This window comes from Streptomyces sp. NPDC025638 (assembly GCF_055558775.1).
In genome coordinates this window covers 324758-342726 of sequence record NZ_JBVHLX010000003.1, presented here as the reverse complement: position 1 = coordinate 342726, position 17969 = coordinate 324758, and the positions used below count along the sequence as shown (strand labels likewise).

Annotated in this window: 13 protein-coding genes; 6 read left to right on the top strand and 7 right to left on the bottom strand. The window is 71.2% G+C overall.

Features of this window, described 5'->3' with window-relative positions:
- The first annotated feature begins 130 nt into the window (after window positions 1-130).
- Window positions 131-2416, top strand: a complete 2286-nt coding sequence (gene efeU / locus ACZ4EG_RS09570) for an iron uptake transporter permease EfeU (RefSeq protein WP_467790203.1) — start codon at window positions 131-133, stop codon at window positions 2414-2416.
- A 53-nt stretch (window positions 2417-2469) separates the two neighbouring features.
- On the top strand, window positions 2470-3741 hold the full coding sequence (efeB, locus tag ACZ4EG_RS09565) for an iron uptake transporter deferrochelatase/peroxidase subunit (protein ID WP_467790202.1): 1272 nt from the start codon (window positions 2470-2472) through the stop codon (window positions 3739-3741).
- Window positions 3742-3964: 223 nt separating this feature from the next.
- Here the strand turns inward: efeB and ACZ4EG_RS09560 are convergent, their stop codons facing one another.
- From ACZ4EG_RS09560 to sthA, 3 genes are all read right to left on the bottom strand, one after another.
- Window positions 3965-4924, bottom strand: coding sequence for a hypothetical protein (locus tag ACZ4EG_RS09560; RefSeq protein WP_453546246.1), 960 nt, complete (start codon window positions 4922-4924; stop codon window positions 3965-3967).
- A gap of 11 nt (window positions 4925-4935) precedes the next feature.
- Window positions 4936-6408: an APC family permease gene (locus ACZ4EG_RS09555; protein ID WP_467790201.1), complete on the bottom strand. Its 1473-nt coding sequence runs from the start codon at window positions 6406-6408 to the stop codon at window positions 4936-4938.
- 293 nt (window positions 6409-6701) lie between these two features.
- Window positions 6702-8111 (bottom strand): Si-specific NAD(P)(+) transhydrogenase, encoded by a 1410-nt coding sequence (gene sthA, locus ACZ4EG_RS09550; protein ID WP_363301129.1) that lies wholly within the window; start codon window positions 8109-8111, stop codon window positions 6702-6704.
- 178 nt (window positions 8112-8289) lie between these two features.
- Between sthA and ACZ4EG_RS09545 the strand changes: the two genes are divergently transcribed.
- A complete protein-coding gene (locus ACZ4EG_RS09545) occupies window positions 8290-9438 on the top strand; it encodes a sulfite oxidase (protein WP_467790200.1) in 1149 nt (382 codons plus the stop codon).
- 153 nt (window positions 9439-9591) lie between these two features.
- Here the strand turns inward: ACZ4EG_RS09545 and ACZ4EG_RS09540 are convergent, their stop codons facing one another.
- On the bottom strand, window positions 9592-9798 hold the full coding sequence (locus ACZ4EG_RS09540) for a hypothetical protein (RefSeq protein ID WP_453546253.1): 207 nt from the start codon (window positions 9796-9798) through the stop codon (window positions 9592-9594).
- Between the two features lie 167 nt (window positions 9799-9965).
- Here ACZ4EG_RS09540 and ACZ4EG_RS09535 point away from each other — a divergent pair, with 167 nt between their 5' ends.
- Window positions 9966-11798 carry a glycoside hydrolase family 15 protein gene (locus tag ACZ4EG_RS09535; protein WP_453546255.1) on the top strand — a complete coding sequence of 611 codons (1833 nt, stop codon included), beginning with the start codon at window positions 9966-9968 and terminating at the stop codon, window positions 11796-11798.
- Between the two features lie 74 nt (window positions 11799-11872).
- Window positions 11873-12352: a putative zinc-binding protein gene (locus tag ACZ4EG_RS09530; RefSeq protein WP_390705968.1), complete on the top strand. Its 480-nt coding sequence runs from the start codon at window positions 11873-11875 to the stop codon at window positions 12350-12352.
- Between the two features lie 7 nt (window positions 12353-12359).
- Here the strand turns inward: ACZ4EG_RS09530 and ACZ4EG_RS09525 are convergent, their stop codons facing one another.
- The 3 genes from ACZ4EG_RS09525 to ACZ4EG_RS09515 form a co-directional block, all read right to left on the bottom strand.
- Window positions 12360-13109 carry a helix-turn-helix transcriptional regulator gene (locus ACZ4EG_RS09525; RefSeq protein WP_467790199.1) on the bottom strand — a complete coding sequence of 250 codons (750 nt, stop codon included), beginning with the start codon at window positions 13107-13109 and terminating at the stop codon, window positions 12360-12362.
- A gap of 78 nt (window positions 13110-13187) precedes the next feature.
- Window positions 13188-13562, bottom strand: a complete 375-nt coding sequence (locus tag ACZ4EG_RS09520) for a hypothetical protein (RefSeq protein ID WP_467790198.1) — start codon at window positions 13560-13562, stop codon at window positions 13188-13190.
- On the bottom strand, window positions 13559-15964 hold the full coding sequence (locus ACZ4EG_RS09515) for a nitric-oxide reductase large subunit (RefSeq protein ID WP_467790197.1): 2406 nt from the start codon (window positions 15962-15964) through the stop codon (window positions 13559-13561). The genes ACZ4EG_RS09520 and ACZ4EG_RS09515 overlap by 4 nt, the downstream gene beginning before the upstream one ends.
- A gap of 428 nt (window positions 15965-16392) precedes the next feature.
- On the opposite strand from ACZ4EG_RS09515, the gene ACZ4EG_RS09510 reads away from it, so the two are divergent.
- The gene (locus ACZ4EG_RS09510) at window positions 16393-17901 is read left to right on the top strand and encodes an FG-GAP repeat protein (protein ID WP_453546264.1); all 1509 of its coding nucleotides are present in this window, start codon (window positions 16393-16395) and stop codon (window positions 17899-17901) included.
- Window positions 17902-17969 lie beyond the last annotated feature (68 nt).

Genomic DNA, 17969 nt, shown 5'->3' with positions numbered 1-17969 from the left:
ATGGGTTCCCCGTCGGCTCCCGGGCTTTGCCCGCACATTGCCGCTTCATGACCGAGTGACTGCATGGGTGTAGTCATGATGGTCGGCAGAGGTAAGGCATGCCTTCACTAAGTCGGGAGGGTTGCAGGGCATGTGGGACGACGCGTTTCCGAGTTTCCTCATCGGGCTGAGGGAGGGACTCGAAGCCGGACTCATCGTTTCCATCCTGGTGGCCACCCTGGTACGGGCCGATGCCGGAAAACGGCTGCCACAGGTGTGGACAGGTGTTCTGGCCGCCGTCGCCCTGGCGATGAGCTTCGGCGCTGTCCTCACGTTCACCGCGGCCTCCCTGTCCGCCACCGCCCAGGAGGCGTTCGGCGGGACCCTCAGCGTGATCGCCGTCGCGTTCGTCACCGCCATGGTGTTCTGGATGCGCCGTTCGGCCCGCAGCCTCTCGGGGGACATCAGGGAGAAGGTGACCGGCGCGCTGGCCATGGGCTCGGGCGTGCTGATCCTCACGTCCTTCCTCGCGGTCGGCCGCGAAGGCCTGGAGACCGCCCTGTTCCTGTGGACCACGGCCCGTGCGGCCGGTGAGTCCGCGGGCCCGCTGACCGGCGCCGGAATCGGGCTCGTCCTCGCGGCGGGTCTGTGCTGGGGCCTGTACCGGCGGGTCCTGAAGATCAACCTCTCGAAGTTCTTCACCGCGACCGGCGCCGTCCTCATCGTCATCGCCGCCGGCGTCCTCGGTTACGGTCTGCGCGACCTCCAGGAGGGCGGGGTGCTGCCCGGGAAGGCCTCGTACGCCGTCGACCTGGGCGGCAGCGTGGACGCCGGCTCCTGGTACAGCACCCTGGTGCAGGGCGTGTTCAACCTGACTCCGACCATGACCTGGCTCCAGATGGTCGGGTACGTCGGCTATCTCGCCGTGGTGATGACCCTGTTCGTGCGCGGGGTGACCGCGCCGACGCCCAGGACCGCCGCCGCACCCGCCTCCGCAGGGGCCAGCACGGCCACGCCCGCCGCCGACGCCGCCGAACGTGCCGCCGCGGCAGCCGAGCGCGCCGCCCACGCGGCGGAACGCGCCGCCGCCGCAGCCGAACGGGCGGCCGCCCGGGCCGAGGGCGCCACACCAGCGACCGAGCCCGCAGGCACCGCGTCCGAGTCGGCTCCCGTGTCCGACTCGACTCCCGTGTCCGAAGAGCCCGCCCCCTCCGCCGCCGAGTCCCACCTCGGCGCCGAGGAGCCCGCCCCGGAGCCGAGGGCCACCCCCACGGCCCGCCGCCGTCCCGCCTGGGTCGTTCCCGTTGCCGTCGTCGCCGTCCCCGCAGTGGTGGCCGGCATGGTCGTCGCCCTCGCCCGGCCCAAGGCGGCCGGCGCCCAGACCGTCGCCGTGTCCGAGAGCGAGTGCGGCAAGGGATTCACCGCGCCCGAGCCCGGACGGCAGACCTTCCAGATGCACAACACCGGCGGCAAGACCGCCGAGGTGTACCTGATCGACCCGGCCACCGACGCGGTGTACGGCGAGATCGAGGGCCTGGCCCCCGGCACCACCCGGGACCTGGTCGCCACCGTCGCGGGCGGCACATACGCCTGGCGCTGCGTTCCCACGAGCGGCAGGGCCGTCACCTCCAAGGCCGTCACCGTCAGCGGCACAGGAGCCGTCAAGGCGGTCGTACCGGTGTCGGAGAACGACCTGGCGGCGCCCCTGACGGCGTACAAGGAGTACGTCGAACAGGGCCTGGCCACGCTCGTCACCCAGACCGGCACGCTGAACGACGACATCAAGGGCGACCACCTCGACCAGGCCCGTTCCGACTGGCTGACCGCGCACCGCACCTACGCCTCCCTCGGTGCCGCCTACGGCACCTTCGAGGACTTCGACCAGCAGATCAACGGCAGGCCCGACGGCCTGCCGGGCGGCGTGCGGGACCAGGACTTCACCGGCTTCCACCGCATCGAGTACGGGCTGTGGCACGGACAGTCCGCGGACGAGCTCAAGGCGCCCGCGCAGCAACTCCTCGACGCGGTGAACGGACTCCAGAAGGCCTTCCCCACCCAGGAGTTCGCCCCGGGCGACCTGCCCCTGCGCGCCCACGAGATCCTGGAGAACACGCTCCAGTTCGAACTCACCGGGGACACCGACCTGGGCAGCGGCACCGGACTCGCCACCGCCGACGCCAACCTCGCCGGCACCCGCGAACTGCTCACCGTGCTCCGGCCGCTGCTGACCCCCCGCGCCCCGAAGCTGCTCCCCACGGTCGACGCGGACATCGCCCGGCTCCAGAAGCTTCTGGACGCGGCACACAACGGCGACCGGTGGACCCCCGTCGGTCAACTCGACGCCGCCGCCCGGGAGCGCGTCAACGGCGCCACCGGCCGGCTCCTCGAAGACCTCGCCCCGGTGCCGGACCTCCTGGAGATCAGGAAGTCGGCCTGATGGGCACCGAGCACGGCAACACCCCCAGCACGTACGAAGAAGGGAACCCCCCGATGTCCTCTGCCGAGACCCCGGCCCACCCGGTCGGCACCGGCCGCCGCTCCTTCGTGCGGAGCGCGCTCGGCGCCGGGGCCGCGGGCGCGGTCCTGGCCGGCGGAGGATTCGCACTCGGGCAGACGGGCGGCACGGCCGAAGCGCAGGCCGCCGACGCCACCCGCACCACGAAGGTGCCCTTCCACGGCCCGCACCAGGCCGGAATCGTCACCCCGGCGCCCGCCGCGGCCACGTTCGTCTCGCTCGACGTCATCGCCGACAGCCGCGCCGAACTCACCGACCTGCTGCGGACGATCACCGAGCGGGCCCGGTACCTCACCACCGGCGGCACCCCCTCCGACCTGGGCGTCGGCGCCCCTCCCTCCGACAACGGCATCCTCGGCCCCGAGGTCCCCTCCGACGCGCTGACCGTCACCGTCGGCGTCGGCGCCTCCCTCTTCGACGACCGCTACGGCCTGGCCAAGGCACGGCCCGCCCGGCTGACACCGATGCGCACCTTCCCGAACGACAAGCTGAACGCGGCCGAGTGCCACGGCGACCTGTCGTTGCAGCTGTGCGCCAACAGCCAGGACACCGTGCTGCACGCGCTGCGCGACATCGCCCGGCACACCCGGGGCGGCATGCAGATCAAGTGGCGCATCGACGGCTTCCAGAACGCCCCGCGCCCGACCGGGGCCCAGCGCAATCTGCTCGGCTTCAAGGACGGCATCGCCAACCCGGACGTCACCTCGGCGCGCGAGACCGACCGTCTGATCTGGGTGGGCGACGGGCAGGGCGAGCCGGCCTGGGCGACCGGCGGCAGCTACCAGGTGATCCGGATCATCCGGATGCTGGTCGAGTTCTGGGACCGGATCTCCCTGACCGAGCAGGAGAAGATGTTCGGCCGCCGCAAGGACACCGGCGCCCCGCTCGACGGCGCGAAGGAGACCGACATCCCGCGGTACGCCAAGGACCCGCACGGCACGGCGATCCCCCTCGACGCGCACATCCGCCGGGCCAACCCGCGCACCGCGAAGACGGACGGTTCACGCATCCTGCGCCGCGGCTACAACTACGACCGGGGCGTCGACAGCGTCGGCAACCTCGACATGGGCCTGGCCTTCTGCTGCTACCAGCAGGACGTCAGGCGGCAGTTCGAAGCCACCCAGACCAGGCTGATCGACGAACCCCTCGTCGACTACATCTCCCCGACGGGCGGCGGCTACTTCTTCGCGCTGCCCGGCGTCAGGGACGCCAAGGACTGGCTGGGCAGGGGCCTGATGGAGGCCTGACTTGTCCGGTCCAGGGCGCTTTTCCGGTCCGTGGCCAAGACCTGTCCGCACATTTACCGGCCATTACTGCATATTGGTTGCAGGTACTGAAGGATGGCGCAAGGCTGTGGACGGCAGCCGCCCCTGATTCCGCTCCGCCCTCCCCGCACAGCCCGAGGCGAAGCTCTCGGTCTGGCACCGCGTCGCACCTCGATGACGCGGCAGGAGTGGATCAGGGTCGGCATCACCCGCGCAGTCGCAGGTCACCCCGCCACTTCACCAGTTGCTTCTCCGGATCCCCGGTGAACGACCACGGAGTACGCGTCACCCTGCGGCCCTGCATACGCAGCAGCGCGGCCGCGATGTCGTTCGCTCCCGCCAGACAGGCCGCATGGGTCAGGTAGTTCAGGTCGCGCAGCTCGCCCGGGGCGACGGGGGTGTCCCCGCGGCCCGTGATCCAGCGCTGCCAGGTGCGGCGTACGTCGCTGACGGCGCCGTCGTGGCTCCAGTGCTGGCCCATCGCCACCGCGGAGCGCTGCCCCTGCGCGCCGTCGAGGACATACCGGAACTCCTCTACCCGGGCGTACTGCACCAGCACCGGCAGCGCGCAGCCGGACGGCGCGACCCCGGCCGCGTCGCGGGCGAAGTCGTACATGAGGCCGTGGGTGCCGTGCCAGCGTGCGGAGTAGTAGTGCAGCACCTGGAGGTGGCTTTCCACGCTGTACGGGTCGCGTCGGTGCAATTCGTCCCACCAGCGCGCCAGTTCCTGTCGACGCACCCCTGCCGGATACAGGCGGGCCACCGAGATCAGCGAGATCCAGGGCGTGGGGTCCTCCGGCCACGCCTCGGTGGCCTGCAGACAGGCCAGCACGGCGGTGTCGATACGGTCCCGGTCGATCGGCACCCCCCGGCCCGCGGAGATGGCCAGTGTGAAGGCCCTGGCCGTCTCCGTGGCCGCCCGCAGCACCAGCGCGTCGGCGCTGCGGGGCTCGGCGGCCAGCCAGGACTCCACCGTCGAACTCCCCGTGCAGGCCTGGGCGAGCTGCCGGATCCGGTGCCCCCGGGAGAGCCAGTCGGTGCCGGTGGCCCGCAGCAGTTCCCGCAGGCCCTGCCAGCGGCCGATCACGATGTCCTGCCGTGCCGAGCTGAGGGGCGAGTCCCCGCAGTCGGGATCGAAGTCGGGCGTGAAGCGGTCTCGCGCCATCGGGTGCTCCCTCAGAAGTCGGTGGGGAGACCCTCGTAGGCGCCGGCCCGCGCGGTCGTGCGGTCGTCGGGGACGTAGTCGGCCTCGACCGTGTGCGTCGCGTCGAGCCTGGCGGGCCGGTAGTAGTCGCTGCCCTGCTTCCAGTACCAGAGCATCGGGATCAGTCCGACGGCCAGACCGCCGAGGCCGATCGCGATCGCCGCGCCGCTCAGCTCGCCCAGGGACTCGACGAAGATCCAGAACATGAACAGGGCGCCGAACAGCGGCCACAGCCCGCCGAGGACGAAGTTGCCCACGGACTTCAGCAGCATCTTGCGGTAGGCGACGACCACCGCGAGACCCGCGAGACCGTAGTAGACGGCGATCTGCAGACCGATCGCGGAGATGGCGTCGGAGAGGATGTCGCCCACCGAGCCCAGGGCGTTGGAGGCGATGAACATCACCAGCGCCACCCCGCCGACCACGGTGATGGCGACCCAGGGCGTGTTCCAGGTGCGGTGCACCCGGCCCAGCGCGGATGGCATCGTACGGTCGCGGCCCATCGCGAACAGCGAGCGCGTGACCTGGATGAGCGTGGTCTCCAGCGTGGCGATGGTGGACAGCATCACGGCGACGATCAGCAGCTTGCCGCCCCAGCCGGGCCAGACCTCCTCGCCGAGGACGGCCAGCACATTGGCGTCGTTCTCCTCGATCTGCTTCGAGGACAGGATCACGTTCACCGCGATCGTGAACACCTCGAACAGCAGGAAGACCACGCCCACGCCGATCAGGCCCGCGAGCCCGGTCGTACGACGGCTGTTGCGGGTCTCCTCGCTGAGGTTGCTGGTGACGTCCCAGCCCCAGTAGTAGAACGCGGCGATCAGCGCCCCCGAGGCGAACCCGGCCATCCCGTCGAAGTGGGAGAAGCCGAACCAGGACCAGTCGAAGGCGCGGGCGTCGCCGGTGTGGAAGAGCGCCAGCACCGCGAACAGGCCCAGAACGACCAGCTCGACGCCGGACATCAGCAGCTGCGCGCGGACGGTGAGCCGGGCGCCGCCGAGCACCACCCCGAGCATGATCAGGAACCAGGCCGCACCGATCACCGTCGACAGGGCCGTGTTGTCGGCGAGGTTCTCGTCGAACAGCGCGAGCGTCATCGAACCGGCGGGCAGTGAACCGGCCACCATGAAGATGGTCGCGGAGACCACCAGCGCCCAGCCGCTGACGAAGCCCAGGAACGGGTGCAGGGTGCGGCCCACCCAGGAGTAACTGGCGCCCGCGTTCACATCGATCCGGCCGAGGTAGCTGAACGCCAGCGCGATGCCCAGCATGGGTATCGCGCAGTACAGCAGGGCCGCCGGACTGGCCAGTCCCACCGCGCCGACCAGCACCGCCGTGGTCGCGGCCAGCGAGTACGCCGGTGCGCTGCCCGCGACGGCCATGACCACGGTGTCGAACGTACCGAGGGCATTGGCCTGCAGCCCTCTGCCCCTGTTGTTGCTCATGGATGTGCTGCTTTCGGTTGTGCACGCGCACGGACGGGCCGGCCCGCGGCGCACGGGTGGGGGGTGTGGGACCCGCCTCGAACCCGTAGAGGGATGGCCTCGGGTCAGCGGCCGGCCAGGAGAAGAAGAAAGACTGGTGAATTCCGATCAGCCCTGCGTCGACAGTCGGTCACACCGCGTGTGGGTGTGATGATAGCGGCCCTCTTTGACCTTTCAAGATTGACCAGCCGGTAATCTCCCTCGCCGGGCGAGGGCCCAACTCCCGCCCCGGAAGCGCCCCTTCCACGCCCCGGTCAGTCCTCCAGGTGGTCGATCTGGCGCAGTTTGTTGGTGGCGTCCAGTGCCGCGACCTTGTACGACTCGGCCAGCGTCGGGTAGTTGAAGACGGCGTCGACCAGGTAGTCGACCGTGCCGCCGCAGCCCATCACGGACTGCCCGATGTGGATCAGCTCGGTGGCCCCCGTACCGAAGCAGTGCACGCCGAGCAGCGTGCGGTCCTCGGGGGAGACCAGCAGCTTGAGCATGCCGTGGGAGTCGCCGATGATCTGCCCCCGGGCCAGTTCCCGGTAGCGGGCGATGCCGACCTCGAACGGCACGCAGTCCTCGGTGAGCTGGTCCTCGGTGCGGCCCACGAAGCTGATCTCCGGAATGGTGTAGATGCCGATCGGCTGCAGGTTGTGCATGCGGCCGACGGGCTCCCCGAAGGCGTCGTACGCGGCCGCCCTGCCCTGCTCCATCGAGGTCGCGGCGAGCGCCGGGAAGCCGATGACGTCGCCGACGGCATAGATGTGCGGAACCTCGGTGCGGTAGTGCTCGTCCACCCGGATCCGGCCGCGCGGGTCCGCGGCCAGCCCCGCCTTGGCCAGGTCGAGTTCATCGGTGAGGCCCTGGCGTCCCGCGGAGTACATCACCGCGTCGGCGGGGATCTTCTTGCCGCTCTCCAGGACGGTCAGGGTGCCACGGGCGTGCCGCTCCACGGCGGCGACGGTCTCCCCGAAGCGGAAGGTGACGGCGAGGTCCCGCAGGTGGTACTTGAGCGACTCGATGACCTCGACGTCGCACAGGTCCAGCATCCCCGGGCGCTTCTCCACCACGGTCACCTTGCTGCCCAGCGCGGCGAACATGGAGGCGTACTCCATGCCGATCACCCCCGCGCCGACGATGACCATGGACCGCGGCACCCGCTCCAGCGTGAGCACGTTGTCCGAGTCCATGATCGTGCGCCCGTCGAACTCGACGCTGTCCGGCCGGGCGGGCCGGGTGCCGGTGGCGATGACGATGTGCTCCGCGCTCAACAGCCTTTCGTGGCCGGTGACTTCGCGCAGGCCGATGGTGTGCGGGTCGACGAAGCGGCCCGTACCGGCGTAGAGGGAGACGTGGTTGCGGGACAGCTGGCTGCGGATGACGTCGACCTCCCGGCCGACCACGTGCTGGGTGCGCGCGGTCAGATCGGCGACGGTGATGTCCTCCTTCAGCCGGTAGCTCTGCCCGTACAGATCGCGCTGGGTGAGACCGGTGAGATACAGCACCGCCTCGCGCAGGGTCTTGGAGGGGATGGTGCCGGTGTGGATGGAGACCCCACCGACCATGTCGGGGCGGTCGACGACGGCGACCCGGCGGCCGAGTTTGGCCGCGGCGATGGCGGCCTTCTGGCCGCCCGGGCCGGATCCGATGACGAGCATGTCGAAGTCGAAGTCGGGCACCTTCCGGAGTGTGTCAGCCCTCGGGCTCTCTTCGAAAGGGTGAACGGGAAACCATCGTCCCGAACGGAACCCGCATCCGGCTCGCGGGAGTTGCCCGACCCCGACCCCGACCCCGACCCCGACCCCGACCCCGTCGACGTACTCGCCGTACCGCACCAGCCGGAGGGACAATACGGTCATGGGCCGTCGACTCGACGATGTGAGCGCACCCGCCCGGCTGGCCGGACCCGAGGAGGGCATCGGTCCGGACGAACTCGCGCTCGCCGCCCGCAACCACGGACTCCCGCTGGAAGCCCTGCGCCACGACATCACCCCGCCCGGCCTGCACTACGTCCTCACCCACTACGACATCCCGTACGTCCCCGACGCCACCCGCTGGCGCCTGACGGTGGACGGCCTGGTCCGCCGCCCGCTCCGGCTCACCCCGGCCGACCTGCGGGCGTTGCCCGCGGTCACCACCCGGGTGACCCTGGAGTGCGCCGGAAACGGCCGTGCCCTGCTGGCGCCCCGCCCGGTGAGCCAGCCCTGGCTGGTCGAGGCCGTCGGCACGGCCGAGTGGACCGGTGTGCCGCTGCGGCTGCTGCTCGCCGAGGCGGGCGTGGACCCGGCGGCCGTCGACGTGGTCTTCACCGGAGCCGACCACGGGGTGGAGCGCGGGATCGAGCAGGACTACCAGCGCGCCCTGCCGGTGGCCGTGGCCATGGGCGACGACCCCGAGGTGCTGGTGGCGTACGGCATGAACGGCGCCCCGCTGCCCCCGCAGCACGGCCACCCGATCCGGCTGGTGGTGCCCGGCTGGTACGGCATGGCGCAGGTGAAGTGGCTGCGGGACATCACGGTGAGTGCGCGACCGTTCACGGGATTCCAGCAGGCCGTGGCCTACCGGCTCCGGCAGTGCCCCGAGGACGAGGGCGAGCCGGTCACCCGTATCGCGGCGCGGGCCCTGCTGGTCCCGCCGGGCTTCCCGGACTTCATGTCCCGGACCCGGGTGGTCCGGCCGGGACCGGTACCGCTGGAGGGCCGGGCCTGGTCCGGGCAGGCGCCGGTGACGGCGGTCGAGGTCAGCACCGACGGGGGAGCGAAGTGGCACCCGGCCGGCCTCGACCCGTCGGACGGGCACCGCTGGGCCTGGCGCCGCTGGCACTGGACGTGGACCGCCACCTCGGGACCCCATGTCCTCGCCGCCCGCGCGACCGACGCCGACGGCCACACCCAACCCGCGGACCAGCACTGGAACCGCGGCGGCTTCGCCAACAACGCGATCCAACGCGTCCGGGTCGTCTGCGTGACCACGGAGGACGCCGGTGAGGGCAACGGCTGCCGGTGAGGGCAACGGCCAGTGCCCCCGCATCCGCCCCCAGGACAGCGCCGAGCGCCCGGTCCGCGTCTTCGGTGGAGTCGTGGGCCGGGCGCGTGCCGCGTCTCCGGTCGGTCGTGCCGAGCCGGTTTCCCCCGTCTGTGAGTTGACCCCGGACGGCCCTCAGGGGAGCAGCTTCTCGATGGCTATCGGGCCCTCGGTCTCCAGCTTGCGCCGTGCCCATTCGAGATTGGCCGGTGTGATGTCCCGGCCGCTGGCGAGTACCAGATCCTCGGGCGCCACGCCCGTGCCGGGGCAGGTGTGGAGCAGGGCGTCCGGGGTCGCCCGGTCGTCGGCGGACCGGGACTCTTCGGGTTGTGACGTCGACATGATGCCTCCTCCTCCGGACCGGCCGCCCGCACCGCTGCCGGTGCCGCGAAACCGGCCCACTCTCACGATTCACCGCCGGAGCCCGCCCTGCATCCGGAAGAGCCCACGGCCCCCATCCCTCCTAAGCTGGAGACAGTCCGCACGCCCGTATCCGGGAGGCTGCCGCGATGACCGAGACGCCGTACCAGGACGCACCCGGGAGTCCCCGCTATCTGCCGATCGCCGAGCACGGACTGATCGGCGACCTGCGGAGCGTGGCCCTGGTGGGCAGCAACGGCACGATCGACTGGTACTGCAGCCCGTCCTTCGACTCCCCGAGCGTCTTCGCGTCGATCCTGGACGCGGAGCGCGGCGGCTGCTTCGAGCTCGCCGCCTCCGTGCCGGCCCGTACCAAGCAGTTCTACTTCCCCGACACCAATGTGCTGATCACCCGGTTCTTCACCGACGACGGGGTCGGCGAGGTCCAGGACTTCATGCCCGTCACCGGAGAGTCCGCGGAGGCCGACCGGCACCGTCTGATCCGCCGCGTCCTGTGCGTCCGCGGCACCGTCCCCTTCCGGGTCCGGGTGGCCCCGCGCTTCGACTACGGCGCCGCCCCGCACACGCTGAAGCTCCTCGGCGACACGGCCGTCTTCGAGTCCCCGGAGATGGCCCTCGCGCTCACCTCCACGGTGACCCTGGAGAGCGACGGCGTGGACGCGCGCGCCGACTTCAAGCTCGCCGAGGGCGAGTCCGCGGTGTTCGCCCTCGACCGGGTCGGCGACGCCATAGCGCCCCGCGGCTGCGCCCGCATCGAGGCCGAGCACGAATTCGAGGCCACGGTCCGCTACTGGCGGCGCTGGCTGCACCAGTCCCGCTACCGCGGGCGCTGGCGGGAGATGGTGCACCGCTCCGCCCTCACCCTGAAACTGCTCACCTACGCGCCGACCGGCGCCATCGTGGCCGCGCCGACCACCAGCCTCCCCGAACAACTCGGCGGCGAGCGCAACTGGGACTACCGCTATGTGTGGATCCGGGACGCCGCGTTCTGCGTCTACGCACTGCTGCGGCTGGGCTTCAGCGGCGAGGCCCGGGCGTTCATGAACTTCCTGACCGGCCTCATCGGCCCGGGCGACGGCTCGCCCTCGGGCCCACTGCAGATCATGTACGGCATCGACGGCCGCACCGACCTGCCCGAACGCGAACTCGATCATCTGGAGGGCCACCTGGGATCGGCTCCGGTCCGGGTCGGCAACGCCGCCGCCGACCAGCTCCAGCTCGACATCTACGGCGCCCTCATCGACTCGATCTATCTCTACGACAAGTGGGCCGAGCCCATCTCCAGCGACCAGTGGGACAACGTCTCCCGGCTGGTCGACTGGGTCTGCGACCACTGGGACCAGCCCGACGAGGGCGTGTGGGAGACCCGCGGCGGCCGCAAGAACTTCCTGTACTCGCGCCTGATGTGCTGGGTGGCGATCGAGCGCGCCATCCGGCTCGCCAACCGGCGTGGCCTGCCGGCCGACCACCGCCGCTGGCGGACGAGCCGTGACGCCATCTACCGGCGGATCATGGACCTCGGCTGGTCGCCGGTGCGCCGCACCTTCGTCCAGCACGAGGGCGGCGAGGTCCTCGACGCGTCGCTGCTGATGATGCCGCTGGCTAAGTTCATCGCACCCACCGACCCCAAGTGGCTGTCCACCCTGGACGCCCTCACCGACGACCTGGTCTCCGACTCCCTCGTCTACCGCTACGACCCCCAGGCCAGCCCCGACGGGCTCCGCGGCGACGAGGGCACCTTCTCGATCTGCTCCTTCTGGTACGTCGAGGCGCTGGTGCGCGCCGGGCGGCTGGACGAGGCGCGGCTGGCCTTCGAGAAGATGCTCACCTACGCCAACCATCTCGGCCTCTACGCCGAGGAGATCGGCCGCACCGGCGAGCAGCAGGGCAACTTCCCCCAGGCGTTCACCCACCTGGCACTGATCAGCGCCGCGTTCAACCTGGACCGCGCCCTTGGCTGACCTCCCCGAGGAGAGGGGGGCCTTTCGGCACCGCGGGGGGAGCCCAACGGGCCCACACCTACCCCGCCCGGCCCATGCCGCCGACGGTCGCCCGGCCTAGGCTCGCGGGACGCGTGCCGTACACCGCCGCGCCGCACACTGTCCGCCGTAACCAGCGAGGCCCCCGGGTGAACCGTCGTCGTGATCTGCCCCTTGTCTACTCCTGCTCGGGTTGTTCGAGCGCGGCCCAGATGACCAACTGGATCGCCGTGCAGCTCGACCGGCGCGGCATCGCCGAGATGTCGTGCATCGCCGGTGTCGGCGGAGACGTGCCGAGTCTGGTCCGCAAGGCCCGCAGCGGTCGCCCCGTCATCGCCGTGGACGGCTGTGTGCTCCAGTGCGCCCGCAACTGCCTCGCCCGGCACGAGGTGCAGCCGGTGGTGCACCATCTCCTCAGCGACGACGGGGTGCGCAAGCGGCTGGGCGAGGACTTCGACCCGGAACAGGCCGAGCAGGTGCTCGACGGGCTGATCGCCCGCATCGCCGAGGAGACCGGCTCGGCGGCGCACACCTGACAGAAGCTCAGGCCCCCTCGGAGCGCCGCAGGGTGGCCACGCACAGGTGCGGGGTGACGAAGGGCTCCAGGCTCTCCGCGGTCAGCGGGGCCCGCAGCGTCTCCACCGTGCCCTGCATCAGGCCGAGATGGATCGCGCAGACGATGTCGGGGCGCCGCTGGGCCACCTCACGGAACGGGCAGTGGTGCAGAAGCAGTCGCCGGTCGGTGGTTCCGGCCTCCGGCTCCGTGCCCGCCTCGGGTTCCCGCTCCTGCTCCTGCGCGTGCTCCTGCTCCGCTTCCGTGACGAAGCCCATGCCCTCCAGGGTCGCCACCAGCCGGCGCTCCCCTTCCTCCGCGCCGATCCGCTCGGTGGGCGCGGGAGGGGCGGTCAGGTACGAGCCCCAGGAGCGGCCGGCCCGGGTCGCCGCGGTCACCGGGTCCTCCACCGAGGAGGACACGACACCGAGCAGAATGTCCGACAGCAGCTGGAAACTGCGCGAACCGTCCGACCCGTCCGAGGCGACGGCCGAGTAGACGATCTTCGGTCGCCCCGGCTCACTGCGGGGCGCGCTGTCACGGACCGCCAGGCCGTCGGCGACCAGCGCGTCCAGATGGAAGCGGGCGGTGTTGAGGTGGACCCCGACCCGCTCGGCGGTCTCTGCCACGCCCAGCGGGCGGCCGTCCTCCGCGCGCAGCAGTTGCAGGACGGCAGCGCGCCTTCCCCTTTGCGCCGGAGCGCCGGTACCCGCGTCGGTGAGCTGTCGTCGTGGAGCCATGGAGAAATGATACGACCGCGAGGGTTAGAAACAAGAAGCCTCGTTTTTAACCCTCGCGGCAGGAGGGTGACGCGTCGGTCACTGCGGTGGCGAGACCTTGGCCTGTCGCAGCCTGCGGCCCAGCAGGGTGAGCAGCACGCCGTGCGGGAGGGTCACCGCCGCGAGGAGCGCGAGCTCCGCCGGGGCGTGGTGACGGAGCGCCTCCCCGCCCGCCAGGACGAGCGCGACCACGGACACGAACAGCGACACGGCCCGGTGGAAGCGGTGCACCTCCGAGTGCGGCCACGCGTCACGGCTGACCGGTTCGGGGCTCTGCCCGGCCGCCCGGTGGTAGCCGGTGAAGATGCGCGACTCCCAGGCGCCGGTGCTCTGCCGGCCGTAGAGGTCGAGGCCGATCACGACCAGCAGGAGCACCCCCAGGTATCCGGCGGTGAGCAGGGTCTCCCCGCTCACGGCGCCACCGCCGCCGCGGCGGGCGGTTCGGGGGAGCGCCCGTCGTCCTCGTCAGCGTCGTCGTCCGGCACGCTGCCCTCGGCCCCGGCCGGGGCGGGTCCCACCGCGGTGAACAGCAGGCTCAGCTCTGCGTCCGCCGGCTGCCTGGTCCGGCCGGCGCGATGACGCACGCCCAGCCAGGTCAGCCACAGCAGCGGCAGTACGCCGCCGACCAGGAACACCACGTCTCCGGGCAGGCGCAGCCACTCCAGGAAGACATTGGTGTCGCCCTGCAGATAGCCGAGGCTGCGCGCGTCCGCGTAGCCGCTCTCGACGACCTTGTACAGCTGAAGGGCACCACCGGGCAGCAGCGTGGCGAACGACATCCACGCCAGCCCGAGGTTGAGCGACCAGAATGCCATCCGGGGCCAGCGGTCCGACCACCGGTTCTCGGGGATGAGGTAGCGCAGCGCGAACACCGCGAAGCCGACCGCCAGCATGCCGTACACGCCCATCATCGCGGCGTGCGCGTGGTTCGCCGTCAGGCCCGTGCCCATCTCGTAGTACGACACGATGGGCAGATTGACCAGGAAGCCGAACACACCTGCGCCCAGGAAGTTCCAGAAGCCGACCGCGGCCAGGAACATCACGGCCCAGCGGTGCGGGAACGGCGTGCTCGACGGGCTGTGCCGGCGGGCGCCGATCTGCAGGAAGCTCCACGCCTCGACGGTGAGGAAGAGCAGCGGCACCACTTCGAGGGCGGAGAACGTCGCGCCCAGTGCCAGGTGCTCGGCGGGCTCACCCGAGAAGTACAGGTGGTGCATGGTGCCGATCACGCCGCCCGCGCCGTACAGCACGATGTCGAGGAAGATCACGGACAGTGCCACCCGCTCACGGACGACACCCAGCAGCACGAACAGGTAGGCGACGGTCGCGGTGGTGAAGAGCTCCATGAAGTCCTCGACCCACAGGTGCACCACGATGAAGCGCCAGAAGTCGGCCGCGGTGAACTGCGATTCGGGACTGGCCAGCAGGCCGACGGCGTAGAACGCGGGCAGCGCGAGCGCGGCCAGGAAGAACAGCCACGGCATGTTGGCGACGCTCTCCCGGCGCAGCCTGCGGCGCAGTCCGCGGAAGAGGATCACGACCCAGATCACCATGCCGCCGGTCAGCAGGACCTGCCACACCCGGCCGAGGTCCAGATACTCCCAGCCCTGGTTGCCCAGCGCGCTCCACAGGTTGCCGAGCCAGCCGCGCTGTCCGGCCAGTTCGCCCAGCAGGCTGCCGACGACCACGACGACCAGCGCGCCGAGCAGGATCCTGCTGAGCAGGGCCTGCTTGCGGGGCTCCCAGCCGCGGGCGATCAGCGGGGTGATGAAGATACCGATGGCCAGGAACGAGGTGACCACCCAGAAGATCGCCAGCTGGGTGTGCCAGGTGCGGACCAGGTTGTACGGCAGCCAGCGGTCGAGCGGGATGCCGAAGAAACTGCCGAGGTCGGCCCGGTAGTGCTGGGCGGCCGCGCCCAGCAGCGCCTGGGCCAGGAACAGTCCGGCCATCGCGAAGAAGAACCAGGCCGTGGTGCGCTGCGCCGGGGTGAGCCGGACGCTGTCGGGCGCGTGGAAGCGCAGTTCCCGGTGGTCGCGCCGGTGCCAGCCCAGGAAGTTCCAGCGTCCGAAGGCGGCGAACAGCGCGCCGGTGCCCACGAGCAGGAAGATCAGCGACAGCACGCTCCAGGTCACGGTGTGACCGGTCGGCTTGTTGTGGACCAGGGGTTCCGACGGCCAGTTGTTGGTGTACGAGTAGTCGTGGCCGGGGCGGTCGGCCGCGGAGGTCCACGCCGTCCAGCCGAAGTAGGCCGTGACGTCGTGGATCTCGCCCGGATCGGTGATCGCGTCCGGCCTGAGGCCCTGCTTGCCGTCGGGCCGGCCGAGCAGGTCGGCGTAGTGCTTCGTCAGCTCGGTGAAGGCGGCGGCCTGGGCGTCGCTCCACACCAGGGTGCCGGTCGCCTTGTCGTAGCGGTTGGTCCGGTACTCCGCGGCGGTCCGCTCGTCGGCGTTCGCGACGCCGGAATCGGTGTACTGCTTGTGCACCATGGTGGCGCTGCGGTGCAGGTAGTCGGCCGTGAAGTCCGGTCCCAGATAGGCGCCGTGGCCGTAGATCGAGCCGTACTGCATCAGGCCGGCGCGCAGGAACACCTTCTGGCCGTCGCGGACGTCGTCACCGGTGAAGACGATCTGGCCGGAGGCGGTGACGGTCCGTTCCGGTATCGGGGGCTGGGCCTGGTAGGTCCGCATCGCCAGCAGCCCGAGGACCAAGAATCCGCCGAGCGTGACGAGGACCGCCGCCTGGACCCAGCCCCGGGCGATCATCCGTGGCCGCTTGTCTTCACCGGGGCTGCCGCCCGCTGGTGATCTTCCCATCTCCTGTGCCCTCCTCGAGATCCGGCACCCGTCGACGCGGGTGTCGCGCACTGCAGGGAGAGTAATACCAATCAGGATTGGTATTTAACAGGGGGCCTCGTCTAAACTGGCCGACAGGTGGCCACCGAACACCATCGGACGACCGGCGTGACGGCGGAGAGGAGAGCCTCTGAAGGGACGCAGGAAGACCGGGAGGCTTCCCTCGCCACGGGATGCCTCGGTGCGGATGGACGGCGGAGCACCCCCGGCGCGATACGGGGGTGCTCCCCGTGTCTGTGCTCCCCGCGTCCGTGCTCCGCCGGAGTTGTCACCAAATCGTCACAGCCCTTCGCGGCGCCACAACTCCCTCCGGGACCCCCGTGTCGAACCCGGTGTCGGCAAGACCAGCCGACCTGACGACCCATCAACATCCCACGGGGGAAACGAAGATGAGCAGCACCGCACGCCCTGCCCGCCGTTCCGGAGTCTCCGCCGCCGTCACCGCGGCCTCCTTCCTGCTGCTGGCCGGCGCCGGCATCCTGGCCGCGCCGTCCGCGTTCGCGGGCGTCCCGGGCGGCACCTCCGCCGCCGACCGCAACAGCGACTTCAACGGCGACGGGTACACCGACATCCTCACCGGCGTCCCGGAAGGCACCGTGGACGGCAAGGAGGGCGCCGGGTACGTCACCGTGCAGTACGGCGCCCCCAACGGCATCGGTACCAACACGACCGTGCCCAAGGGCCGTACGGCGGTCATCAGCCAGTCCACCAAGGGGGTGCCCGGCACCTCCGAGGCCTGGGACGACTTCGGGCAGGCCGTCGCCACCGGCGACCTGGACGGAGACGGCTACGACGACGCCATCGTCGGCGCGCCCGGCGAGGACGAGGGCAGCGTCGCGGACGCCGGCCGGGTGACCGTCCTGTACGGCTCAAAGGCCGGCCTGGGCGCCGTGCGCACCGCCTCCGTCACTGCCGCCGAGCCGGCCGCGGGCGCCCGGTTCGGCCTCGGGGCGGCCGCCGCCCGGTTCACCGGGGACACCGACGCCGACCAGCTCGTCGTGGCCGACCAGAAGGTGGGCCTGCACGTGTTCACGTACCACGCGGGCGTCCTGCGACTCGTCGGCGCACCGCACTCCACCGGCCACAGGCTCCAGCCCGGGTATCTGACCACCGGTGACTACGACCACAACGGTTTCGCCGACCTGGTCGTCTCCGGCTACAGCCCCGACGACGCCTACACCAAGGGCTGGTCCGCGTACTACGCGGGCGGCAGCGACGGCCTGACCTACCGGCGGGACCTGCCCGGCGGCCTGGGCACCGCCTCCGGCGACATCGACAAGGACGGCTTCGACGACCTGGTCGTCGGCCAGCTCAGCAGCGCCGACGACGAGGCGGAGGGCGACGCGGGCGGCAAGATCGGCGTGTACTACGGTGGCGAGGATGGCCCCGCGGGCGTGGACGGCCCCGGCACCGGCCCGCAGTGGTGGTCGCAGAACTCCCCGGGTGTCCCGGGCTCGTCCGAGGCCGGGGACGCCTGGGGCGCCGACCTGTCCGTCGCCGACGTGAACGGCGACGGCTTCGCGGACGTGGCCGTCGGCGCGCCGGGCGAGGACGTGGGCACCGTCGCCGACGCCGGCGCGGTCTGGCTGCTGCGCGGCTCCCGCGAGGGCCTGACCGCGGCACATGCCCAGTCCTTCGACCAGAACACCCCGCACATCCCCGGCACCGCCGAGATGGACGACGCCTGGGGCGCCCAGGTACGGCTGGCGGACACCGACGCGGACGGCCGCGCCGAACTCCTCGCGGCGGCCCCCGGCGAGAACGCGGGCGACGGCGCGCTGTGGCTCCTGCCCGCGAGCAACAGCGGCCTGCTGGCCCCCGGTTCATGGTCGTACGCCGCCGGAGCCCTCGGCGGAAACGCCCACGCGGCCCGTTTCGGCGCGGTGATCGACGAGTAGTAAGGGCGCCGCGATTCGTGTGCCCGCGCTTGCACGGCTGCAGGTGCGGGCGCTGTCGTTGCTTTCAG